Origin of the sequence: Desulfobotulus pelophilus (genome assembly GCF_026155325.1) — a bacterium.
GTDB lineage: Bacteria > Desulfobacterota > Desulfobacteria > Desulfobacterales > ASO4-4 > Desulfobotulus > Desulfobotulus pelophilus.
This window is the reverse complement of record NZ_JAPFPW010000003.1, coordinates 119,268-142,740: the sequence shown is the minus strand read 5'-3', so window position 1 is coordinate 142,740 and position 23,473 is coordinate 119,268. Positions and strand designations below refer to the sequence as shown.

Annotated in this window: 24 protein-coding genes; 19 read left to right on the top strand and 5 right to left on the bottom strand. The window is 52.6% G+C overall.

The features are described 5' to 3' along the window. Positions 1–133 precede the first annotated feature (133 nt). Together OOT00_RS04340 and OOT00_RS04335 are read left to right on the top strand one after the other, a co-directional pair. Positions 134–1,483, top strand: a complete 1,350-nt coding sequence (locus OOT00_RS04340) for an ATP-binding protein (protein ID WP_497007256.1) — start codon at positions 134–136, stop codon at positions 1,481–1,483. Then, the gene (locus OOT00_RS04335; protein WP_265424069.1) at positions 1,477–2,973 is read left to right on the top strand and encodes a hypothetical protein; all 1,497 of its coding nucleotides are present in this window, start codon (positions 1,477–1,479) and stop codon (positions 2,971–2,973) included. Before OOT00_RS04340 ends, OOT00_RS04335 begins: the two co-directional genes overlap by 7 nt. A gap of 336 nt (positions 2,974–3,309) precedes the next feature. On the opposite strand, the gene OOT00_RS04330 is transcribed toward OOT00_RS04335, so the two are convergent. Further along, positions 3,310–3,693 (bottom strand): DUF4168 domain-containing protein, encoded by a 384-nt coding sequence (locus OOT00_RS04330; RefSeq protein ID WP_265424068.1) that lies wholly within the window; start codon positions 3,691–3,693, stop codon positions 3,310–3,312. Between the two features lie 304 nt (positions 3,694–3,997). Between OOT00_RS04330 and OOT00_RS04325 the strand changes: the two genes are divergently transcribed. The 4 genes from OOT00_RS04325 (at position 3,998) to nifS (ending at position 9,033) form a co-directional block, all read left to right on the top strand. Next, positions 3,998–5,479: a sensor histidine kinase gene (locus OOT00_RS04325; protein WP_265424067.1), complete on the top strand. Its 1,482-nt coding sequence runs from the start codon at positions 3,998–4,000 to the stop codon at positions 5,477–5,479. Continuing rightward, positions 5,476–6,864, top strand: a complete 1,389-nt coding sequence (locus OOT00_RS04320) for a sigma-54-dependent transcriptional regulator (protein ID WP_265424066.1) — start codon at positions 5,476–5,478, stop codon at positions 6,862–6,864. The genes OOT00_RS04325 and OOT00_RS04320 overlap by 4 nt, the downstream gene beginning before the upstream one ends. A 176-nt stretch (positions 6,865–7,040) precedes the next feature. Next, on the top strand, positions 7,041–7,868 hold the full coding sequence (nifU, locus tag OOT00_RS04315) for a Fe-S cluster assembly protein NifU (RefSeq protein ID WP_265424065.1): 828 nt from the start codon (positions 7,041–7,043) through the stop codon (positions 7,866–7,868). Position 7,869: 1 nt separating this feature from the next. Next, the gene (nifS, locus tag OOT00_RS04310) at positions 7,870–9,033 is read left to right on the top strand and encodes a cysteine desulfurase NifS (RefSeq protein WP_265424064.1); all 1,164 of its coding nucleotides are present in this window, start codon (positions 7,870–7,872) and stop codon (positions 9,031–9,033) included. A gap of 25 nt (positions 9,034–9,058) precedes the next feature. Here the strand turns inward: nifS and OOT00_RS04305 are convergent, their stop codons facing one another. Beyond that, complete coding sequence (locus tag OOT00_RS04305) at positions 9,059–9,451, bottom strand: PilZ domain-containing protein (protein WP_265424063.1); 393 nt, start codon at positions 9,449–9,451, stop codon at positions 9,059–9,061. Positions 9,452–9,587: 136 nt separating this feature from the next. Here OOT00_RS04305 and OOT00_RS04300 point away from each other — a divergent pair, with 136 nt between their 5' ends. Then, positions 9,588–10,343, top strand: coding sequence for a hypothetical protein (locus tag OOT00_RS04300; protein ID WP_265424062.1), 756 nt, complete (start codon positions 9,588–9,590; stop codon positions 10,341–10,343). Between the two features lie 267 nt (positions 10,344–10,610). Then, a complete protein-coding gene (locus OOT00_RS04295; protein WP_265424061.1) occupies positions 10,611–11,222 on the top strand; it encodes a YrbL family protein in 612 nt (203 codons plus the stop codon). A gap of 161 nt (positions 11,223–11,383) precedes the next feature. Here OOT00_RS04295 and OOT00_RS04290 read toward each other — a convergent pair whose 3' ends face one another. Further along, complete coding sequence (locus tag OOT00_RS04290; protein ID WP_265424060.1) at positions 11,384–12,142, bottom strand: RsmE family RNA methyltransferase; 759 nt, start codon at positions 12,140–12,142, stop codon at positions 11,384–11,386. 92 nt (positions 12,143–12,234) lie between these two features. Next, positions 12,235–12,642, bottom strand: coding sequence for a hypothetical protein (locus OOT00_RS04285; protein ID WP_265424059.1), 408 nt, complete (start codon positions 12,640–12,642; stop codon positions 12,235–12,237). A 220-nt stretch (positions 12,643–12,862) separates the two neighbouring features. Between OOT00_RS04285 and OOT00_RS04280 the strand changes: the two genes are divergently transcribed. The 7 genes from OOT00_RS04280 to minE all read left to right on the top strand — a co-directional run bounded on the left by OOT00_RS04280 (position 12,863) and on the right by minE (position 19,925). Further along, on the top strand, positions 12,863–13,555 hold the full coding sequence (locus tag OOT00_RS04280) for an anaerobic ribonucleoside-triphosphate reductase activating protein (RefSeq protein WP_265424058.1): 693 nt from the start codon (positions 12,863–12,865) through the stop codon (positions 13,553–13,555). A 171-nt stretch (positions 13,556–13,726) separates the two neighbouring features. Next, positions 13,727–14,932: a thiolase family protein gene (locus OOT00_RS04275; protein ID WP_265424057.1), complete on the top strand. Its 1,206-nt coding sequence runs from the start codon at positions 13,727–13,729 to the stop codon at positions 14,930–14,932. A 160-nt stretch (positions 14,933–15,092) separates the two neighbouring features. Next, positions 15,093–16,220, top strand: a complete 1,128-nt coding sequence (gene alr / locus OOT00_RS04270) for an alanine racemase (RefSeq protein WP_265424056.1) — start codon at positions 15,093–15,095, stop codon at positions 16,218–16,220. Positions 16,221–16,267: 47 nt separating this feature from the next. Continuing rightward, a complete protein-coding gene (locus OOT00_RS04265; RefSeq protein WP_265424055.1) occupies positions 16,268–17,851 on the top strand; it encodes a hybrid sensor histidine kinase/response regulator in 1,584 nt (527 codons plus the stop codon). Between the two features lie 153 nt (positions 17,852–18,004). Then, a complete protein-coding gene (locus OOT00_RS04260; RefSeq protein ID WP_265424054.1) occupies positions 18,005–18,676 on the top strand; it encodes a septum site-determining protein MinC in 672 nt (223 codons plus the stop codon). Between the two features lie 99 nt (positions 18,677–18,775). Then, positions 18,776–19,582: a septum site-determining protein MinD gene (gene minD / locus OOT00_RS04255; protein ID WP_265424053.1), complete on the top strand. Its 807-nt coding sequence runs from the start codon at positions 18,776–18,778 to the stop codon at positions 19,580–19,582. Between the two features lie 49 nt (positions 19,583–19,631). Continuing rightward, the gene (minE, locus tag OOT00_RS04250) at positions 19,632–19,925 is read left to right on the top strand and encodes a cell division topological specificity factor MinE (RefSeq protein WP_265424052.1); all 294 of its coding nucleotides are present in this window, start codon (positions 19,632–19,634) and stop codon (positions 19,923–19,925) included. Between the two features lie 10 nt (positions 19,926–19,935). On the opposite strand, the gene OOT00_RS04245 is transcribed toward minE, so the two are convergent. Next, positions 19,936–20,694, bottom strand: coding sequence for an HD domain-containing protein (locus OOT00_RS04245; RefSeq protein ID WP_265424051.1), 759 nt, complete (start codon positions 20,692–20,694; stop codon positions 19,936–19,938). Between the two features lie 172 nt (positions 20,695–20,866). On the opposite strand from OOT00_RS04245, the gene OOT00_RS04240 reads away from it, so the two are divergent. The 4 genes from OOT00_RS04240 to OOT00_RS04225 are packed head-to-tail and all read left to right on the top strand — an operon-like array spanning position 20,867 to position 23,459. Then, entirely contained in the window at positions 20,867–21,274 is a 408-nt protein-coding gene (locus OOT00_RS04240; protein WP_265424050.1) for a DUF134 domain-containing protein, read from the top strand. Positions 21,275–21,319: 45 nt separating this feature from the next. Further along, positions 21,320–22,180, top strand: a complete 861-nt coding sequence (locus OOT00_RS04235) for a nucleotide-binding protein (protein ID WP_265424049.1) — start codon at positions 21,320–21,322, stop codon at positions 22,178–22,180. Beyond that, positions 22,177–23,100 carry an ATP-binding protein gene (locus OOT00_RS04230; RefSeq protein ID WP_265424048.1) on the top strand — a complete coding sequence of 308 codons (924 nt, stop codon included), beginning with the start codon at positions 22,177–22,179 and terminating at the stop codon, positions 23,098–23,100. Before OOT00_RS04235 ends, OOT00_RS04230 begins: the two co-directional genes overlap by 4 nt. Continuing rightward, on the top strand, positions 23,097–23,459 hold the full coding sequence (locus tag OOT00_RS04225; RefSeq protein WP_265424047.1) for a NifB/NifX family molybdenum-iron cluster-binding protein: 363 nt from the start codon (positions 23,097–23,099) through the stop codon (positions 23,457–23,459). The genes OOT00_RS04230 and OOT00_RS04225 overlap by 4 nt, the downstream gene beginning before the upstream one ends. The last annotated feature ends 14 nt before the right edge of the window (positions 23,460–23,473 follow it).

Below are 23,473 nucleotides of genomic sequence, written 5' to 3'. Positions count from 1 at the left end.
ATAATAACCCATTAGCACAGAATCTCTCTGAACAATGGCCGTAACGTGGGCTGCTTTTTTCCACTTTCACTGAAAAGGCCAGACAAGGGAATCTGCCAAGGAGAAACACCATGCGTTTACAGTCCTACTTGAAATCGCGCAACCCCACAGGGATGTACTGGAAGGTACATTTCAGCAGTCCGAGTTTGCCGCAGATTTATCTTTGGTGGCTTCCGGTAAAGCGCCTGAAGAATACCAGAACCCTGAAAAGTTTTTCTCCCGAGCCTTCATCACAGAAGGGATGAGGCTTCTCCTCCTTTCTGTGGCAAAACGGCTTTCCGGCATGGGAGGCGATCCTGTCATCCAGATTCAGACCTCCTTTGGCGGCGGTAAAACCCACACCCTCATTGCCGTGTTTCATCTGGCCAAAAGCCTTGTACCCACAGACAGGCTTAAAGGGATTCCGCTCATTCTGGATGAGGCGGGAATCCTCACCCTTCCAAAGGCTAAAATTGCCGTGATCGACGGTATCAAATTTTCCCCAAGCAAGCCCCGCACCTACGAAGGGCAAAAGGTAGCCACCCTCTGGGGAGAGCTGGCCTGGCAGCTTTTAGGAAAAGAAGGCTATGCCATGGTTGCAGAAAGTGACGCAGAAGGCACGTCTCCGGGCAAGGAAAGCCTGACAAAGCTCTTTGAGGCCGCAGCCCCCTGCGTGGTTCTTCTCGATGAGCTGGCGGCCTTCATGCGCCAGATGGAGCTGGACAAGCACTATGCCGCAGGCACCTTCGACAGCAACCTAAGCTTCATTCAGGCCCTGACCGAAGCCATGAAAGCCGTTCCCAACGCCATCCTCCTGGCCTCCCTGCCGGAATCCGACCTTGAAATTGGCGGCAGCATGGGACAAAGGGCACTGAACTCCCTTGAAAAATACTTTGCAAGGGTTGAATCCGTATGGAAACCCGTGGCAGCCGAGGAAGCCTTTGAAATCGTAAGGCGCAGGCTCTTTGAAGACGCAGGGTCCGAGGAAAAAGTGAGGGAGGTGTGCAGGCACTTCTTTGATTTTTACCATGAGTATTCAGATAAATTCCCCCAGGAAACCCAGTCCGGCGAATACATGGAACGCCTCTGCCGCTCCTACCCCATCCATCCGGAGATTTTTGACCGCCTCTATGAAGACTGGTCCACCTTAGAAAAATTCCAGCGCACCCGTGGGGTTCTTCCGTTCATGGCCATTGTGATCCACCATCTATGGGTACAGGGAAACAGCGATGCCATGATCCTGCCCGGCTCCATTCCCCTGGAGATCAGCGCCGTGCGCACCAAGAGCATCCACTACCTGCCCCAGGGCTGGGAGCCCGTCATTGAAAAGGAGGTGGATGGCCCAAAATCCACACCCGCAGAGCTGGACAGCCGCAACACCCTTTTTGGCAGTGTACAGGCAGCCCGTAGAACGGCCCGAACCCTCTTTCTGGGCAGTGCCCTTCCGGCCGGGAACAGATGCTGAGGGGCCTTGAAAGCAACCGCATTCTTCTGGGGGCAGCCCAGCCCGGACAAAGCCCCGGCATTTTTGAGGATGTGCTGCAAAGGCTCAGGGACAGGCTACATTATCTCTATGGTGATAAAAACCGTTTCTGGCTGGACACAAGGCCCAATCTCCGCCGGGAAATGGAAAGCCGCATCAAAAACATTTCCGAAAACGAAGTCCTGCAACCCCTTCTGCCAAAAAGGCTGTCTTCCCTCTTTGGCCGCAGGCATCTTTTTTCCGGCATCCATGTGTTCACAGCCTCCGGTGATGTTCCCGATGATTACGGTGACGGCCCCCGCCTTGTGGTGCTGCCCACCTCTGCGGGATACAGCAGCAGCGCAAACAGTCCCGCCCGTGATGCCGCCGAGACCATTCTTCGCAAACGGGGAGATCAGCCAAGACAAAAGCAAAATCGCCTGATTTTTCTTGCACCGGATGCGGATACCCAGCTCCGGGTACGGGATGGGGGAAAAACCTACCTTGCCTGGGATTCCATCGTAAAAGACATTGAAGAGGGCAACCTGAATCAGGACATCGCCCACCTCAATCAGGCAAAAAGGAACCGGGACACCGCCGATAAAACCCTCAGTCTCATGATCCGGGAATGCTGGAAATGGCTGATGGCCCCCATGGAAGACTTCATCAAGGGAAAACCCGTCCTTACCTGGGAAGCCGTTTCCCTGCCCTCTTCCGGTCAGTCTCTGACCGAAGCCATTGAGTCCAGACTGAAAGAAGAAGAATGGCTGATTTCCGCATGGGCTCCCATTCATCTGAAAAACATGCTGGAAAAATGGTATTTCAAGGATGATGTCGAGGCCATAAGTGCCAAAAAAATCTTTCAGGACACCTGCCATTATCTGTACCTTCCCCGCCTGCTCAATGAGGGCGTTCTGCGATCCTGCATTGCCAAAGGCCTTGAAAGCGAAGATTATTTTGGCTTTGCCGCAGCAAAGGATGACAAGCGCTATGTGGGTTTCCGCTTCGGTAGAAGTCTTTCCATTGATATGCTGGACGATGCCTGCCTTCTCATTCAAAAAGATGCTGCCATCAGAATCCTTGAAGAAATGAGGGAACAGGAAAGAAAAGCATCTGAGGCCAATACCTCCCAACCGGAAACCACAGGCAGGGGAATGGAAGAAATCCCTTCCGGTATCCGTGAAAACAGCCCTGCCAGACCCTCAGATGAGGCCAGGACATCTACTCCTTCAAGATCAGAGGCAGGCCCGGCTTCCCTGAAAACCAGTTTCTTCGGAACCGTTTCCTTAGACCCCGTTCGGGCCAAGATGGATTTCAATGTTCTGATGGATGAGGTGGTGCAGCAGTTCACGGCAAGGCTTGGCGTGGATGTGGAAATCTCCGTTGAAATTCACGCTAAAAACAAGGATGGCTTTGACGAGAACATACAGCGCAGCATTCGGGAAAACTGCTCTGTTCTCAAATTTGATGCCGCAGAGTTTGATGAAAGCTGATTTTCATATTACCACTGATTTCCCATAGAATCCGTTACCCTGGCACATTGCGCATGCTTACGGATCAATCAGAACTAATCCATACATGATTCTGCACAGATACCGGAAAAACCGCCTGACCCATGGCCCTCCAGCCATTTTCGCCTCAGGACTTGCCCACTCCGGATATAAAAAACCCCTGAAAACAAACGGGGGTTACAACCTTACCCCGAACAAACGGGCCACCTGCCCAAAACACCGCATACCGTTTTCAATACAAAATAATGCCGTGCTCCTGATACGCCAGGCACGGCATCATCTGACCGGATGATAATTTTTACGACCGGGTCCGAAGAATCAATGGAGCTGTTTCAACATGCTGGTGAATTTCATCCTCAGCTCCTCATCGGCCCCGACCTGCTGAACGATGGCATTGTAACTCTGGGCATCCAGACCGGCTTCTTTCACCGCACTCAGCATTTTCTCATTCGCCTCCATTTGAAGACTCTGCCTTTCTCCAGCAGTCTCCACGCCCTGTAAGGCCTCCTGAAACCCCTGATTAATCTGGACTATTTCCACGTACGCTTCTGCCGCCTTCTTCAGATCCCCCCCGCTGACTTCCATTCCCTGATTCTGCATGGCCGGTTGCTGATAGGCATTCTGCGCCATAACCGGTAAACCCATTACTGTCAGAATCAACAATACTGGCGTAATGCATAAAACTGACCATCTGCTGAACATACCGTCCTCCTGTTAGGTTTTTTTCCTTTTCTTGTCTGCCAAGAAACAATCCATTTCCCAGAAGCAGGTTTCTGGACCAAACCTGCAACACTCTGCAAAGAATAAAATAGTTTCTCCCCTGCAGACCGAAGACTTTCGTTTGCACAGAACATACCAGTCATTGCCAAGCCATCATTTCAAAAAACATATAAGTATAAAACATAAACATATTCAACACATACCATTCCAACTGACAGCCCGGCACCACCCCTCTCCCTTGTAGCAAAATGACACATGTGCTAATTTTGTGAGCAGAGGAGGAACCATGAAACCCAGTCTTTTATCCAGACCTCCGGGTCTCCGTACGACCCTGCTGCTTTATATCCTGATTCCCCTGACCCTTGCTCTGGTCACCTTCGGTACCTTTGCCCTGACATCCATCGAAGGCAAAGTTGAGCAACAAATGAAAAAAGACCTGGAGCTTGTGGCACGGGCCATTCAGCTCCCCTTAAGCTATGCCCTGCAAAGGGACAGCATACCCCGTATGCAGCAGGCACTGGAGTCAGCCCTTGCCATCGGAAGAATTTACAGTGCCTATGTTTATGACCAGCAGGGTAAGGAGATCCTCCGGCTGGGCCTTGCGGATCCTGAACCCAAAACGGATCGCCTCTCTGAGCTGGCCGCAGACGGGGAAAATCTTGGCGAATACGGTCGCATTGCAGGCCACCATGTTTACTCTTATTTTGTCCCTCTCACGGATCAAGGCGGGCATATTCTCGGCCTCCTCCATCTTACCCGCAGGGGTAGTGAGTTCAATCAGCACACCCAGTCCATCCGACTGCGTGGCATCCTGTTTCTCGGGACACTGCTGGCAGTCCTATCCACCCTTGTGCTGTTCGGGCACCACAGAGCCCTGGGCAGGCACCTTGCAAGACTGACGGCCAGCATGGCAACCATTGCAGAGGGTAAACGCAGCCATCGTTTCCAGGAAACCGGCCCTATGGAAATCCTCCGCCTCGGCATCCATTTCAACCACATGCTCAACAGCATACAGAGTGCTGAAAAAGCCCTGCGCGAACAACAGGAAAAACAGGAGGAGCTGGAAAAAAAACTCCGCCACTCTGAAAAACTGGCTGCCCTTGGAAGGCTGGCGGCAGGCACAGCCCACGAACTGGGTTCACCGCTGAGTGTCATCAACGGCAAAGCCCAGCGAGCACTGCGGGACAAAAATATTTCCGGCACACAGAGACAAGCCCTTGCATCCATACGTGAACAGGTAAGCCGTATGGATGCCATCATACGACAACTTCTCAATTTCAGCCGACGCAATCCTCTGCGCTGCTCTCCTGCCGATCCAGCCCGCCTGGCAGCCACCGCTGCCGCTGCCCTGTCGGAAGAAGCCAGTTGCCGCCGCAGCGATGTCCTCCTTACTGGCCCCACAAACTCCCGACCTCTCCGGATGGATACCATGCGCGTGCAGCAGGCACTGATCAATCTTCTGCGCAACGCCATTCAGTGTGCGCCCTGCGGAAAGGTTCATTTTTCATGGCAGTATACAAGTAGCGGTATTCTTTTTTCCGTATGCGATGAAGGCCCCGGCATTGCCCCTGAAATTCAGTCAAAAATTTTTGAACCTTTTTTTACCACGAAACCGGTCGGTCAGGGCACAGGCCTCGGCCTGTCCGTGGTACACACCGTTGCCGAAGAGCATGGAGGCTTCGTGGAAATCGCGGCAAACAGAAAAAAAGGAAGCTGCTTTCACCTGTTTATCCCGGAGCAGAAGGCAGAAGGCGAAGGGAAACCATGACAGAAAAACACCATGCACAAATACTGATTATCGAGGACGACAAAGCACTGGGATCCCTGCTGACAGAAGAAATCCGGGATGCCGGTTTTCGAGCAGACCATGCCGTCAGTGCAGAAAAAGGGCTGACTATCATGCAAGCCAACTGGCCGGACCTTGTCATTTGCGACCTCAGCCTTCCCGGCATGGATGGCATGAGCTTTCTTACAACGGTTTTGGCCCTGCAACACCAGCCGCCACCTTGCTTTCTCATGATCACAGCCTTTGGCACCATAACGAAAGCGGTAGAGGCCCTGAAAATAGGAGCTGAGGATTTTTTAACCAAACCCCTGGATCTGGAACACTTCACCCTCACGGTCCGGCGTATTTTGGAAAGAAAAAATATCAGAGATACCCTGTGCCGGATGCGGGGCTTTCTTTCTTCCGAAGGATTCCATGGCATGCACGGCCAAAGTACGGCCATGCACCTTCTTTTCGATCAGATACGACAGGTGGCCAAGGCGCATGGACCGGTTCTCATTCTGGGAGAAAGCGGTTCCGGGAAAGAGCTTGTGGCAAAGGCCATTCACAAAGAAAGCAACCGGGCCAAAGGGCCTTTTCTTCCCGTCAACTGTGCTGGTATTCCAGAACACCTTATGGAAAGTGAATTCTTCGGTCATGCGGCCGGAGCCTTTACGGGTGCCAGCCAAAACCGCCATGGCCTTTTTGCCGAAGCCAGCGGCGGCTCCCTTCTTCTGGACGAAATATCCGAAATGCCCCTTTTTCTGCAGGCCAAACTCCTGCGCATTCTTCAGGATGGCAAAGTTCGAAAGGTTGGGGAAAACAGAGAAAGTCAGATGGATGTCCGCATTCTTGCAGCAACCCATCAGGACATGGAAAAGAGTGTCCAGCAGGAACATTTCAGGGAAGACCTTTTTTTCAGGCTGGAAACCTTCACCCTAAGGGTTCCTCCCTTACGAGAACGGGGAGAAGACATCGAGCTTCTTGCAGCCCGCTTCATGGATCAATTCGCTCTGTCCATGGATAAAACAATCAAAGGATTCTCGGCATCCACTCTGGATATGATTGCCCACTACCCCTTTCCCGGCAATGTGCGGGAACTTCGCAACGCCATGGAAAGGGCAGTAACCTTTGCAAGGGGTCATCACATCTTCCCGGAACATCTGCCTTCGCGCATACGGAACTATCTCCGCTCCCCCACTCCGCCACAGAACGCAAACTCTCCCTTTCTCCCCACCGACAGACTGATCTCCCTTGCAGATCTGGAAAACCGATACATCCAGCATGTCTTGAAAGAGACCGGCGGCAACAAACGGAGTGCGGCCACCATTCTGGGCATCGGCCGACGGACTCTCTACCGAAAACTCGGAGAAAAAGGATCTTCCTGAACAGACATGTTCCGGGATATACCTCAGAACAGGTCTGTTTCCGTAAAAGTTTCCGCGTTTTTCCCACGTGTACCTACCATTTTTTCATTCCGTACTTATAGTTTCTTGAGCTATAAAGAAACCGGACTACCAACCTGCCCAGACAAAGGGTGGACAACCATAGGAGAGCATCACGCATGTGGGATTACACAGATAAGGTTCGGGAACACTTTCTGAACCCCAAAAATGTCGGCGAAGTGGAAAACCCGGACGGCATAGGCGAAGTAGGCTCCATTGCCTGCGGAGACGCACTGAAACTTACTTTTCGCCTTGGTAAAGACAAGAAAATTGCAGAAGCAAGATTCAAGACCTTCGGCTGCGCAAGTGCCATAGCCTCTTCCTCCGTTCTTACGGAAATGATCATCGGAAAAACTCTGGAAGAAGTCGAAAAAATAAGCAACGATGACATTGCCATGGCACTGGGCGGTCTTCCCAAAGAAAAAATTCACTGTTCTGTTATGGGTCAGGAGGCACTGGAAAAAGCCATCGCCTATTACAAGGGTGAGCCCGAAAAAATCCTCGAAGGTGAAATTATCTGCCACTGTTTTAACGTTACGGATGTGGATATTCGTCGTGCGGTGCAGGAAAAAGGCCTGACATCTCTGGAAGATGTTACCGGCTATCTCAAAGCCGGCGGAGGCTGTGGCAACTGCCATGAAGAAATTCTTCAGATCATTCAGAAAAGTCAGGGAATGACCATACTGGAACCCAAAAAACCCGCTGCTGGCATGACCAACCTTCAAAAAATAAGAAAAATTGAAGAAACCCTTGAAAGCGAAATCAAACCGGCGCTCATACGGGACGGTGGCAATATTGAGCTTGTGGATGTGGACGGTAATCGTGTACTGGTACGTCTTCAGGGAGCCTGCGCCACCTGCTCCAGAAGCCGCATCACCCTGAAAGATCATGTTGAAGCCCGACTGCGGACCCTGGTTGCCCATGATCTTGTGGTGGAGGAGGCCTGATATGACCCCTGTATATCTTGACAACAACGCCACAACCAAAGTGGCCACGGAAGTAATGGAAGCCATGCTTCCCTACTTTACCGAACTCTATGGCAATCCTTCCTCCATGCATACCTTTGGTGGTCAGGTAGCCGCCTCCGTTCAGACAGCCCGTCAGGAGGTTGCCAGCCTTCTGGGAGCAGCCAGCACCGATGAAATTCTTTTCACCAGCTGTGGCACGGAATCGGACGCAACGGCTGTTCATGCCGCACTACGGGCCTTTCCGGATAAAAAACATCTCATCACTTCCACGGTAGAGCACCCTGCCATCAAGGCCCTGTTCGAAAAACTGGGAAAAGAAGGCTACCGGATTACCACCATTCCCGTTGACTCCCAGGGCAGACTCAACATGGAGCTTCTGACCCAAAGCCTTGATGAAGAAACGGCCATTGTGAGCATTATGTGGGCCAACAATGAAACGGGAACGCTCTTTCCCGTGGAAAAAATAGGCAGACTCTGCAGGGAAAAAGGGATTCTTTTCCACACAGATGCTGTTCAGGCTGTGGGCAAAATACCTATGGACCTCAAAAACATGCCCATCGACATGCTTTCGCTTTCAGGCCATAAGCTTCATGCACCCAAAGGGGTTGGTGCTCTTTTCATCAGAAAAGGTACGCCGTTTTCACCCTATATAGTGGGGGGCCATCAGGAACACGGGCGAAGGGCCGGAACAGAAAACGTGGCTTCCATCATTGGCCTTGGACGGGCCTGCAGGCTGGCGGAAGAAAAAATGGGAGAAGAAAACACACGGGTCAGGGCCATGCGTGACCGCCTTGAAAAAGAACTTCTCCGTCATATCCCCAAATGCTTCATTAATGGGGATCCCGATGCACGCCTCCCCAATACCTGCTCCATCAGCTTTGAGTATATTGAAGGTGAGGCCATTCTTCTGATGATGAACCAGCATGGCATCTGCGCCTCATCCGGATCGGCCTGCACTTCCGGCTCTCTGGAACCCTCCCATGTACTCAGAGCCATGGGCGTTCCCCACACGGCAGCCCATGGTACCATCCGTTTCAGCTTAAGCATTTACAATACAGAAGCCGAGATTGACACTGTCATTGAGCAGCTGCCCCCCATTGTTGCCCGTCTGCGGGAAATGTCGCCTTTCTGGTCTGAGGCCTGAACCAGAAAAAAACCATGGCCCGAATTCACCCTCTGGTGGGTTCGGGCTTTATGATATCCCTGTCCATATCTTCCATAAAACGGCGCAGGCGGACTCTGTCCGGCGGTACCATATATAAAAAAGCGCACCCCAGCCCCAGCATCTCCAGTCCTTCCAGAGCGGTTACCCATTTCACTTCCATAACGGCAGGCGCCGTCAATACGAGCATCTCCTTACCCTCCAGAGCTTTCAGCTGAAACCGGTCTCCTTTTTTAAAGGAAGTCCCGGGAACTGCTTTCAGGCTCAGAGCAAGGCCCCCCTCACTGACATTCAGTACCCGCGCAGAAAAAACCTGCTCTTTATGGATGAGAATTTCTCCTGCAACTGCGTCGTTTACAGAAAAATATACCCGTGGCCACTTCCGGTTCTCGTGTATCATGGATGCCGTCCTTATGCCTTCATTGCTTGATAAAAGTCTCTCGAAAAGTGTATAAATACATTCAATCCGATGGAGTCAGGGATCTATCTCTCATCATCTGTTTCTCAAACTTTTTAAAAATGGGGCAATGCCAACAATGATCACCAACAATATCGTCTGTATGAAATGGGGCGACAAGTACGATGCCACCTATGTGAACATCTTAGCAGCTATGGTAAAAAGAAACATTACAATTCCTTACCGGTTCATCTGTTTCACTGACAATGCCCATGGAATTGATGAGCATATTGATGTTTTTCCCATACCGGATTTTCCTGAACCAGCCCCTGAATATAAAAAATGTGAAGCCTGGAGAAAGCTCCTTCTTTTCCAAAACCCCCTCCATGACATTGAAGGTACCATTCTTTTCCTGGATCTTGACGTTGTCATACTCGATACCATTGACTGTTTTTTCACCTTTTCCAATAAAATGGCCATCATAGAAAACTGGTCACAGCCCAACCGCCTGATCGGCCAGGCGTCTGCCTTCTGTTTTCAAATGGGCCAGTATGAACATCTGCTGCAGACCTATCTGAAAAACCCGGATAAAACAGCCGCCACATACCGGACGGAACAGGTTTATATAACCCGGGCTCTGGGAAAGACCGGCTTTGATTTTTTCCCAAAGGAGTGGTGTAAAAGTTTCAAGTTCCACTGCATGCCGGGTGGAATCCTCAACAGCTTCATGGCGCCAACAGCAATACCCGAAGGGGCTAAAATCATAGTATTCCACGGCAATCCCAATCCTCCGGAAGCCATTCAGGGCATATGGGGAAAAAAGGTTCCGTGGTTTAAAAAGTTTTACAAAACCGTCAAACCTACCCCATGGCTTGCCGAACACTGGCGGATCTAGAAACTCACAGCCACATTCAGGCTGTCCGGCCGCACGGGCTTCAACGGCCCTGCGGCCTTCCTCTTTGCTGACCCCAGCAGAACAGCCCTCCTAATTAACTGGCCATACGGTAAAAAAAAGCGCCGTACTCACCAAATTCTGCTATAAGCGGCAAGGTTTTGTGCTGCTCCATCCAATCAGACAATGTCACAAGGCCTTTCTACCGGTACAAAACGAGTGCAGCCAAAGGTAACGAATCCTATCACCAGAAACAGCAAAGCAGGCACCATGCAGAATCCGTTGATCACACTCAATGAAGCTCTTCGTATAGGCAAGGGGGGAACGCGTATCTGCTACCTCCATCCAGACAATCCGGATATTATCATTAAGGTGGAAAAAGAAGGCACTCCTTCCCATTTCACACCCAATGACTGGGAATACCGCCATTATACGGATATCGTCCGTTTACATGGAAGGGTACCCGGCATTATCCCCATTCTCGGAACGGTTGATACGCAGTTCGGTAAAGGACTGATGGCGAAAGCCATACGGGATACGGACGGAGCCCTTTCTCCCACACTGTCCCATGCTGCCCTGCATCCGGACAGATGGGAGCCATCTGCCATATTCAGTGCTGTAAAGGACCTGACGGACCGCATCATTACCCTGGACATCCGCCTCTTTGATTTTAATCTAGACAATATTCTCCTGCAGACAACAGAAAAGAATCAACTTCAAGCAATTATCATCGACCTCAAAGGCCACTATGCGAACTGTGAATGGATTCCCGTATCCAGCTGGTTTGATTTTTTGGGCCGGAGGAAACGAAACAGGAGAGTGCGGCGGCTCATGGAAAGCCTGTCCTCTGTTTTCAACGACAAGACCGCTATGCCGGAGTAAGCGGACCAGACAGGCAATAGCAGGGCGGATACGTATTCAGGGAGGCAGTTGATTAGAATAACAATCCTTCTATAAGCCCGCCAGCCAGTTTTTTCCTACCATTTCGGGGTACGGAGTACGGGCCTGAAACGGCTGCAAGGCAGACCGCACCCCAACAGAAGCTACTTCAGGCAGTGCCGGATCAGAGCAGAGGCCACGATAGCAGCTGTTTCCGTTCGAAGAATACGGGGACCGAGGGTAACAGGCAGGGCACCGGCTCCCCGCAAAGCCCGGACTTCCTCCCGGTCCAGCCCCCCTTCTGGTCCCACAATAAGCACAACATCTCCCTGCCTGTAAGCAGACAGACCATCCATGAAAGAAAACTCTTTTTCACGCTCATCCAGTACAAGGCAGAGCCCCGCTTTTTCTGCCAGCAGCAGCACAGAAGCCCAGTCCGCCACCGGATAAAGAGCCGGAACATCCGCTCTGCGACACTGCCGTGATGCCCTTCGTACAAGATGGGGCCACCGGTGGGATTTTTTCTGACTTGCATCCCGCATGGCAAGAGTAGCAGAGCGCCTTGAAACAAAGGGGTGGATACCGTTAATCCCCAGCTCTACGGCCTTTTCCATCACCAGCTCAAAGCGTTCCTTTTCCGGAAGAGCCTGACAGAGATGAACGGAAACTTCCGCCGGGATTCTGCCCATATTTTCAAAACAAAGAACGCCATGGATAGCGCCCCTCTCCCCCAGTAAGCGACCCCGAAACAAGGTACCGTCCGGTGCGGTAACAGTCATCACCTCTCCCGGCCTTGCCTGCCAGATTTCCAGAGCCCGGAAGGCACCGGGTGTCAGCTCCACTGCCTCCCCGGTTTTTTCAGGATTTCTTGCAAGCTCAATGCGAGAATCCATGGGTGAGTGCACAAATTGTTCTTGTTCCAATCGTCCTCCATGGCAGAACCGGCCAACAAAGTCAAAGCGGCTTCCCAACCCCCTGCCAGCGCCGCGGACAGGATTTCCGCCCTCTCTCGGTGCTACAAAAAGCGATCCCTGTCCAGCACAAAGGCTTCCATTCTGGGGTCCTCCATATCCACAGGCACACCGGTCAGTGCCATGACTCTGTTTTCAATCTCCCTTGCGTCCACTGGTGCCACAATAACGGTATCCGCAGGCTCGTCGTGCATGGCAGAATGCCCCGATGGCAGATAGATCGCTCCAGTGGCAAAGTCAACGGCAAAGGCCACAAGCCCAGGAATGATAAAAAAAATCAGGCAGGCGGCATCCATAACAGCCACAGCAGGATCAATCTGCCTGCCGGCCGGATCCACCTGAAGTGCCTGATGCCTTCTTTCCGGATAAAGAAGAGTTCCACAGCCCACCGCCATGGGGATCATGCAAAAAAACAGAACCGCCCATGCTGTCATTTTTTGTAAAAATTTCATTTTACCTCCTGAATCCACAAAAAAACGGTCTTCTTCTGATACGAAACAAAGGCCTTTTCTTACCAAAAGACCTACCCATCCCCTCCAGAAAGTACAAGTTTTTACTCCTCGCAATCATTATTTACCACAAGATACTTGACACACCACAATCAAACAACCATATGTTGTGTTGGCAATACCTGCCTATCAGGCTACAACCCTTTGGCTGTGAGGTTTTATTATGATTTTCGGTGGTTTTCAGAAAAACTCCATGATCGATTTCCCAGGGAAAATAGCTGCCCTTGTTTTTACACAAGGATGCAACTTTCACTGTCCCTATTGTCATAACCCGGCACTCATTGCCATGAAAGGAAAACAAAACATCAGTGAGGAAGAAGTTCTGCTCTTTCTCAAAAAAAGAAAAGGGCTTATTGAAGGTCTTGCCATCACCGGCGGAGAACCGACCCTTCAGAAAAATCTTCCAGACTTCTGTGAAAAAGTAAAGGCTATGGGCTTCCCGATCAAACTGGACACCAACGGCTCCCGGCCCGAAGTTCTGCGGGGACTGTTGACGGCAGGCCTGCTGGACTGCATTGCCATGGACATCAAAACCCTGCCTTCAGAGTACGCCCCTCTTTTGTCCGACCACTCCATGGAGCATGCCCTTGAAACCAGCATCCGCCTGATCATTGAAAGCGGCATTGATCACGAATTCCGGACTACCTGTGTTTTTCCTTTTATCAGTGAAGAAAAGGCGAAAAGCCTGGTGCCCCTTATCCGGGGAGCGCGCCGCTTTGCCCTGCAGTCATTTTCTGATACCAGCCTATACAATCCTGATTTTTTTAACAAAAAAGGCCGAGGCCTTGACGACCATGAAATAAACAGGATCAAAACAGTGCTTTCTCCCCATACGGAAAGCTTCATCATCCGGTAGGCTATTGACATGCAGCCCCCCTTCTGAGTAGTGTTTCTCAAACTTCAACCACCGTTTACAAACCAAATCATAACCACACATCATGATACACTGGTATCACATAAACACCCATACGGAGTCAGAGCTCATACAGCATCCCTATATAGCAAACCCTGATGGAGGAAAAAGAGAATGGAAATTCAGGAAGTTGTTGCTGTCAGCGCCTGCCGTACCGCCATTGCCAGATTCATGGGCGGGCTCACGGATGTTTCTGCACGGGACCTGGCCATTACAGCCGGTCGCCAGGCCATTGAGCGGGCCGGTATGCCTGCGGACAGCATGGATGAAATCTGCATGGGCCAGGTTTTTCCCGGCATGCAGGGCTCCCTTCCTGCCCGGCAGGTTGCCATGCGCATCGGGCTTTCCCATGAAAGCAGTGCCGTATCCGTCAATCAGAACTGTGCCTCGGGTATGCGGGCGCTGGAAATTGCCGCCCATAACATTATGCTGGGTAAAACCCGCTCCGCTCTGATTGTGGGCACGGAAAGCATGACCCATGCCCCCTACATGCTACCGAAGGGGCGCATGGGGTATCGCATGGGACCGGGTCAGATTGAAGACCAGATGCTTCATGATGGCCTTGTGGATGAAATGGTTCCCGGCCACATGGGCCTCACGGCGGAAAATATTGCCGAACAATACGGCATCAGCCGCAAGGAATGCGATGAACTGGCCCTGATGAGTCACATGCGTGCCAAGGCAGCCATCGAAAAGGGCATTTTCAAAGAAGAAGTGATTCCTGTGGAAATCCTTTCCCGCAAAAAAAACCGTATCTTTGATACGGATGAACACCCCATCCTGGATGCCAGCCTTGAGTCCATGGCCCAGCTGCGCCCTGCTTTTAAAAAGGACGGTGTTGTCACGGCCGCCAATGCCTCCGGTCTCAACGACGGTGCTGCTGCCATGGTGCTGATGTCGAAAAAAGCAGCCATGGATATGGGAGTAAAACCTCTTATGAAACTGGTCAATGTCTGTGACATGGGCGTGGACCCCAAAATCATGGGTCTTGGTCCTGCTGTCTGCATCCCCAAATGCCTGAACCAGGCGGGGCTTTCTTTTGATGCCATCGACTACTGGGAAATCAACGAAGCCTTCGCCGCCCAGTGGCTCGGGGTCGGCCGCATGCTGGAAGGTAACTTCGGCATGAAACTGGATATGGATAAGGTCAATGCCAACGGTTCCGGCATTGCTCTGGGCCATCCCGTGGGCTGCACAGGCCTGCGCATTATTGTTTCTCTCTATTATGAAATGAAGCGCCGCGGTGTTTCATTGGGAGGAGCCTCTCTGTGCGTGGGTGGCGGACCTGCCGTAAGCTCCCTGTGGACCCTTGATGTCTGATCCAAGGGCTTTTTTATGATACCCGCAGAATTCAAAATCCCGGTGATCACGTTCACCGGGATTTTGCAACCAATCTCCTGCCATTCTTTTCCGGACCTGCTTGACAGTCTCGCCCCAAGGCCATAAGGAAGGAAGACGACTCTGGGAGGGGACGACAGAAATGGATGAACATCTTGTATGGGCTGAAATCAGCCTGGAAGCCATCGCCCACAATATTAGAACCTTACGGAAAGCCACATCGCCACAGGCATCCCTTATGGCTGTGGTCAAAGCAGACGGTTACGGCCATGGTGCGGCACAGGTGGCCCGTACAGCCCTGGCCTGTGGGGCCGCCAGTCTGGGAGTGGCCCGCATGGAAGAAGGTATAGCTCTCCGTACCGCTGGTTTTGCCGCTCCCATCCTTGTTTTCGGCCCATGTCTTTCCTCCCATATCAAAGACATGATCCGCTACCGGCTGACCCCTTCTGTTTACAGTACGGATGATGCGCTGCGGATTTCCGAAACAGCCATGACCACAGGCAAAGTTCTTCCTGTGCATATCAAAATGGATACGGGGATGGGGAGGCTCGGTTTTACGGGCCAGTCCCTTTCCGCCCCCGCCGCCACCCTGAGGAAGCTGGCGGCCCTTCCCGGACTGCGCATTCAGGGCATCTACACCCATCTTGCCACCGCCGACCAGCCGGATAAAGGCTTTGCCCTGACCCAGCTGCGCCTGTTCTCAAACCTGCTCCATCAGCTTGAAACCGAAGGTCTGCGCCCCCCCATTGCCCATGCCGCCAACAGTGCGGCCCTTATCTCTTTACCCGAAAGTCATTATGACATGGTCAGACCGGGTATTGCCATGTATGGGATCCAGCCTGCAAGCTCCATGGATAAAGAAGTCTTTCCCCTGAAGCCTGCCTTAAGTCTGAAAACAAAAATTGTTCAGATGAAAACCGTTCCCGCAGGCTTTTCCATCAGCTACGGCCGGACATGGACGGCCCGGAAGCCATCATCCATTGCCACCATTGCCTGCGGTTACGGAGACGGGTTTCCAAGGTTGCTTTCCAATACGGCGGAGGTGCTGGTGGCAGGCCACAGAGCCCCCTTACGGGGCCGAATCTGCATGGACCTTAGCATGATTGATGTAAGCGGCATCCCCCATGTTCGCCCGGGAGATACGGTCACCCTTATCGGCAGGGACGGCAGGGAGGAAATTCTGGCTGAAAACCTTGCCGATACCATGGGAACCATTGCCTACGAAATCGTTACGGGACTGATGCCCCGGGTACCCCGTGTCATTTTATAAACACGCGCCATAAAGCACGGTTTCCCACCAAATCAGACAGGAAGGCCATGAATCAGGAAGCGGAAACTGCCGCACTGCAACGTGAAAACCGGAGACTTCGCAGGCGCATTCAAAAACTCGAAGAACGCTACCGGATGACTCTGGGCAGCATATCCGAAATTTATTTTGAGACAGACACCAAAGGCCGACTCACCTTTTTCAATGCCAGCCTCTGTGCCATTACCGGTTTTTCCAAAAGTACTCTGCAAGGAAAAATAGCAAGGGATCTCTGCCCGAGGGAATCGGCACGCAAGCTGGAAGCCATGTTCCGCACGATACTGGAAATCGGAGAAAACAGGGAGCTCCTCCATATCGATATTCTTCATAAACAGGGACATAGCATTCCCCTGGAAATATCCCTTTCCGCCATAAGGGCACAGGGCAACCTGGATGGATTCCGGGGCATTGCCAGGGACATCCGCTCAAAACGGGCAATGGAAAAAGAAAAGGCCATGTTTCAGGAACAGCTGCAGCACGCACAGAAGCTGGAAGCCATCGGCACCCTTGCCGCAGGCCTTGCCCACGACTTCAACAACCTCCTCATGGGCATTCAGGGCAATGTATCACTGCTCCTCCTCCATACAGAACCCGAAAGTCCTTCATGGCAACGTCTCATGAAAATAGAAACACAGGTCCAGTACGGAGCGGATCTGACCCGAAAACTGCTGGGCTTTTCACGGGACCATGATTACAGCCCCGGTCCCTGTGACATCAACGCGCTGGTAGAAGATACCTGCCTTCTTTTCTCCCGGAGCCGTAAAAATCTGGAGGTACGGCAGACCCTTGCCCCCGGCCTTCCCCCGGTTATGGCAGACAGGGCCCAGATCAGTCAGGCCCTTCTCTATATCCTCATCAATGCCGCCACCCACGCAATGCCGGAAGGAGGCCGCCTTTTTGTGGAAACAGAAGCTATTTTTCTTGAAAGCAGCTTTGTACAGCCCTACAGGCTCTTTCCGGGAGATTACGTCCGGATCCTCATCAGGGACACGGGCAAAGGAATGGACGGCCCTACCCGCAAACGAATTTTCGAGCCTTTTTTCACCACCCTTGAAAAAGGCCAGGGAACAGGACTGGGGCTGACTTCCGCCTTTAGCATCATTAAAAATCATCAGGGCATTCTTAGCGTTGAAAGCCTTCCGGGACAGGGCTGCACCTTTCTGATCCATCTTCCCTCCATACGCCAGAACCGCAGGCAGCCGGGGCAACCCAACCACAGACTGACCGTCCTCCTCGTTGATGATGAAGCTGTCATTCGGGAAGTGGCCTCTGAACTCCTCCAGGAACTCGGACACACCTCCCTTACGGCTTCCGGCGGAAGGGAAGGTCTTGCCCTTTTTGACCAGCATGCCGATATCATTGACCTCGTGATTCTGGATATGGTGATGCCGGGTATGCATGGCAGTGAAGTGCTCTCTGCCCTGAGGACACGGGCACCGGGGCTGCCGGTTCTCATCTCCAGCGGCTATGAGCCAATAACCGCCGAAAACCCTGCCCACACCCGCCACTGTACCGGCTTTATTCAGAAACCCTTTACCCTGAAAAGTCTTGAGAAAACCCTTGCCATGCTCTGCAGCAACACAGGCACAGCTTGACACTCTCCGCCCCTTTCTCTATATTCTTCAGCAACTTTTGCGGTGTCTCTGAAACCTTTCCCCTGCAGCCCTGCCCGGCCTGCCATAGGCAAAGCCGGGCCAGAGAACCCCGATCCCTTTTCCCCTTACTTGCGGAAAGCGACCCAATCAGCTATGGACCAGTCGGTATCCTTAAAAGGCGTAGGAGATGGTCTTCGACTGCATATCGGCCTTCCCATGCCCAGAAACCAGCTGCTGTCTGAAATCAGGCCTCTCTTTGACCGTATCCGCCAGCTGGCTTCCGGTGCCCGTATAACGGTAGATGCCGCCGGTGAAGATCCGGAACTACTGCCTTTTCTCAAAGAATTTCTCACCCGTGAATATGAAGTGGCCGATGTGGTTCCCCTGAAAAACAATATTCTGCGGCAGAAGGAAATCCGGAAAAGACAGCGGGACATGGACAGGTCCTGGGAGAACCGGAAAAGCGATGTCCTCATGATGTGCGGCCGTGTCCGTTCCGGTCAGAAGATTCAGGCAAAGGGGCACCTTGTACTCATGGGTGATGTCAATCCGGGTGGAGAGGTCATCGCGGGAGGCGACATTCTTGTTCTGGGAAGCCTCAGCGGCATAGCCATGGCCGGGCACCCGGACAATCAGGAGGCTATCATCACAGCCCTGGATTTTCGCCCTACCCTGATCCGCATCGGAGCCGAAGTCAGCACCGGCCCCTTTGACACCACTGGCCGCAACGCTTTTTATGCACATCTGCAGGAAAATGAAATTCTTGTGACGGATTACCTGGGTAATCCGCCCTTTGGCCGTCTGCCATGGCCCGAAGCCCGGTAAGCGAAAAGGCCCGGGCAGTACTGAGCTCAGCCAACCATGCTCAGCGGTCTGGCATACAGCCGTCATCAACACCGCCATGACAACCACAAGAGGTGAATTTTGGAAGGAAAAATCATTGTCATCACATCCGGCAAAGGGGGAGTGGGCAAAACCACCGCTACCGCTGCTCTGGGTGCTGCCATTGCTCTGGAAGGCAAACGCGTGGCCGTGGTGGACATGGACATCGGCCTGCGAAACCTGGACGTGGTCATGGGACTTGAGAACCGTATCGTTTTCAATGTTGTGGATCTTGCCAAAGGACGCTGCAAAGTCAAACAGGCGTCCATTAAAGACCGGAGGATAGAAAACCTTTTTCTCATTCCTGCCTCACAGAGCGATAACAAGAACACCCTGAGTACCGATGATATGATCCGGCTGTGCAAAAAACTGCGCGAGGAATTTGACATCGTTCTGATTGACTGCCCGGCAGGCATTGAACAGGGCTTTGAAAACTCCGTCATCGGTGCGGACGAAGCCGTTGTCGTATGTACTCCCGAGGTTTCTGCCGTCCGCGATGCCGACCGCATCATCGGCCTGCTCTATGCGCGCTCCATAACGCCCAAGCTGGTTGTCAACCGCATTGTTCCAAGGCTTGTTGCCTCCGGTGACATGCTCAGCCACAAAGATGTGGTGGATGTTCTTTCCATTGAGCTGATCGGTCTTGTCTGCATGGACGATTTTGTCATCACCTCCACCAATACAGGCACACCCATTGTGCTGGACAGAGAATCACGGGCCGGACAGGCTTTCCGCCGTATTGCCATGCGGCTCCTCGGAAACACAGAAATACCCATCGTGGATCCCCTTGAAGACAGCAAGGGGTTCTGGAACCGTATCAGTTCCAAGATCGGTTTGCGCAAAGCCTGAATACCATGGAGCCCAAGGGATACCTACCCGTCAGAAAGGGGTTATTGATATGCTGAACAACTTTTTTTCCAAAATATTCGGGGAAAAAGAGCCACCTCCGGGGGAAGTTGCCAAAAAACGGCTTCAATTTGCCTTGGTCTATGACAAGCTGGAAGTTTCCGATGAAATGCTGCAGAACCTGCAGAACGATATTGTGGATGTCCTGTCCAAATACTTTGAAATAGACAGAGCATCCCTGCGCCTGGACATTACCCGGCAGGATGATCTTTCCGCACTGGTTCTGAACACACCCATTATTGCAGCCAAAAAACGCAGACCCGGAAAAAACAGGGACTCGGGATAATTTTCCAGCTCTATTCCCTGCCATATTTTTCCAGAATGGCAACATACAGCCTGGCGGCAATACCCATGCCGATATCAATAAATTCCGGACCGAACCGTCGGCCGATTTCACTACGGAAGGTTTCCCGTATACGGGCAATGCCCGCAATACCTTCCGGATAGCGTTGCACAAAAACAGAAAGAGGAACTCTGCCGGCCTCCAGCATGGCCCAGACCGTGTGGGTAAAATTATCCGGCCCCCACCGGAATTTATCGGCGTCATACAGGCAGGCCGCCAGAAGATCCGCTTCCGGGTTCAGGCTTTCGGCATATATTCGGAAAGCCTCATGCCTTCGGATCGCCTCACACACTGCCTGAACATCCCGGCGCGGCACCCCTTCTTCCTCAAGGAGTCTGCCCGCAGCAAAAGCCCCTTTTTCCGCATGGTCCTTTTCCTTCCGGCAGATATCATGCAGGAGTCCGCCATAATGGGCCAGGCGCACCATACGTTCCTGAGCAGCCCCACTTCCCAGACCCAGCTTTTTACCCTCCATCAGTATGAGAGCTCCTGCTTCCACAGCGACCTTGCGGCTATGCCCCATGCCATGACCCCAGTCTTCTGCCAGAAGCATACATACGGCATCATGAATTCTTACCACCCGTGGATCGTTTGCAAAAAAATCCATCGAGCGTTCCAGCACATCCCCGCATTCCCGGTAAAAGGAAGGCTCAGGAGATGTCCGGACGATGCCCCGGGCCATTTCCCGAATCTTTTGATATACTCCCCGCATGGGACCTCCAATCCATGGTTTCCATCCTGCATATCATGTTCCGCATCAGGCCCTCAAGAAGATTGCTCATGGAGGAGACCTGAAAAACTGAAAGCTGATTTTTCCCTTGACGCAGGCAGGGGAATCAGACTATGACCTAAGTATTGAGCATATGCTCATATCAGGAGAACGTATGGTTCGGCCCAAAAAAAATCGTATTGTCACAGCTCAGCCGGAAGTCAGCTATTTTAAACCCAGGGGTATTCCTCTGCGGGATCTGGATGAGGTGGTTCTGACCGTAGATGAGCGGGAAGCCCTCCGCCTGGCGGATCTGGAAGATCTGAGCCACGCAGAGGCAGGAGAACGCATGGCTGTCTCCCGCGCTACCTTCGGCCGAATTCTTCAGAAAGCCCGAAAAATCACGGCGGATGCCCTGGTCAACGGCAAGGCAATCCGTGTTGAGGGAGGGACCTACACCCTGAAACAGGTCCGGCATTTCCTCTGCCTTGCCTGCCAGAGAGCCTTTGAGCATCCTCAGGAAGAAGGCAGGCCTACCCACTGTCCCCGCTGCACCCATTCGGAGATCGAACACTCCGAATGAAATTGGCCCGGTGCGGGACAGGCCATTTTGTCAGGAAGAAGAGTCATGATACTTGCCATAGCCAGCGGTAAGGGCGGAACCGGTAAAACCACCCTTGCCGTAAACCTTGCTGCTTCCGCGCCCTGTCCCGTAACTCTACTGGACTGCGACGTGGAAGAACCCAATGCACACCTCTTCACCAGGCCTGAAAATGTCCTGCGCACACCGAAAGGGGTTTTCGTACCGCGCATCGATACAGACCGCTGCACGCTCTGCGGAAAATGCGAGTCTGTCTGCCGGTTTTCCGCACTGGTCATCATCGGCCGGAAGCTCATGACCTACCCGGAAATGTGCCACGCCTGCCGCGGGTGTCTGCGCATCTGCCCTGAAAATGCCATCGCCGAAGGAGAACGCATCCTGGGAGATGTACTCTCCGGTAACTTTGGCCCCCACAGGCTCATCTGGGGAGAAATGCGGGTGGGTGAAGCCATGAGCCCTCCCCTCATCGAAGCTGTGCGCCATATGGCACCTTCGGGCATGCCCGTTATTCTCGATGCGCCTCCGGGCACATCCTGCCCCATGATTGCTGCCATCAGGGACTGTGACTTTGTCCTCCTTGTCACCGAGCCCACCCCCTTCGGGCTCCATGATCTTGCCCTCGCAGCAGAAACCGCCAGACATCTCGGCATTCCCTGCGCCATCGTGGTGAACAGGGCAGAGGAAGGCAACACTCTCATTCAGGACTACGCCCGCAGAGAAAACCTTGCCATCTTCATGGAAATCCCCTTCCGCCGGTCCTATGCCGAGGCCTATGCCAGGGGAGACATACTCATAGACCGGGATCCTGAGCTCAAAAAAGCCTTTGTCCGCCTCTGGGAAACCATACAGAGACAAACCGGTATCGAAAAAAAAAGGGCCTCCGCATGAAAGAACTCATTATTCTCAGTGGAAAGGGAGGAACGGGGAAAACCAGTGTCACCGCCGCTTTTGCTCACCTCGCTCCTTCCCGTATTCTCGTGGATGCGGATGTGGATGCGGCCAATCTGCATCTGGTGGTTCCCCACAGACAATGGAGTTCAGAAACTTTCTCCGGAGGTATTCTTCCGGAAATCGTACCAGATCAGTGTACAGGCTGCGGTACCTGCGCTGCCATCTGTGCCTTTGGTGCCATCCGTGAAGGGTTCCCACCCGTAATAGATCCCATACACTGTGAAGGTTGCGGTATCTGCCATGATTTCTGCCCTTCCGGAGCCATCCGCCTGATACCCCGCATATCAGGCACCTGGTATATTTCAAGAAGTGCAGGAGGATCCATGCTCCATGCAAGGCTGGGTATCGCCGAAGAGAACTCCGGCAAGCTGGTTTCCCTGCTACGTAAAAAAGCAGGAGAACTGGCGGAAAAGGAAAAACGTCCCCTTATTCTGGTGGATGGCCCCCCCGGCATCGGCTGCCCGGTAATCGCCTCTTTAACCGGGGCCAGCCTTGTACTCATGGTCACAGAACCCACCCTGTCCGGCCGCCACGACATGCTGCGCCTTGCGGACCTGTGCTGGAAAATGCGGATCCCTGTCTGCCTGACCCTGAACAAATGGGACCTCAACCCCGATGTGGCCGATGCCATGACAGAAGAAGCCGAAAAACGAGGAATTTCTGTGCTATCCCCCATACCCTTTGATTCTGCCATGGCAAAAGCCCTGGCAGAAGGCAAAAACACCTCCACCGGACCTGCAGGCCAAGCCCTTACCCTGCTATGGCAGGAGGTTTCCGCCCTTCTGGACAAAACCGAACAATCATACGGGCATAACATAGTATCTATGAAATCTCTGAAACAGGAGACAGCATCATGAAAGTACTGGTTTCTTCACAAGGTCCGACACTGGACTCTCCCTTGGATCTCCGTTTTGGCAGGGCTGCCTGCTTTCTTCTTGTAGATACCCTGTCCCTGGATTTTTCCGTGGTGGAAAACTCCCAGAATCTGAATCTACCTCAGGGAGCCGGGATTCAGGCTGGCAAAATCGCCGTATCCACAGGGGCCGATGCCGTTATCACAGGCAACTGCGGACCCAAGGCCTTTGATGTATTAAAAACAGCGGGTCTGGAAGTGGTGGTCAATGCTTCCGGCAGGGTGATCGATGCCGTACAGAACTATAAAAACGGACAGCTTTCATCCACCGCAGCCCCCAACGTGGAAGGACACTGGGCATAAACTGCAACAGACCC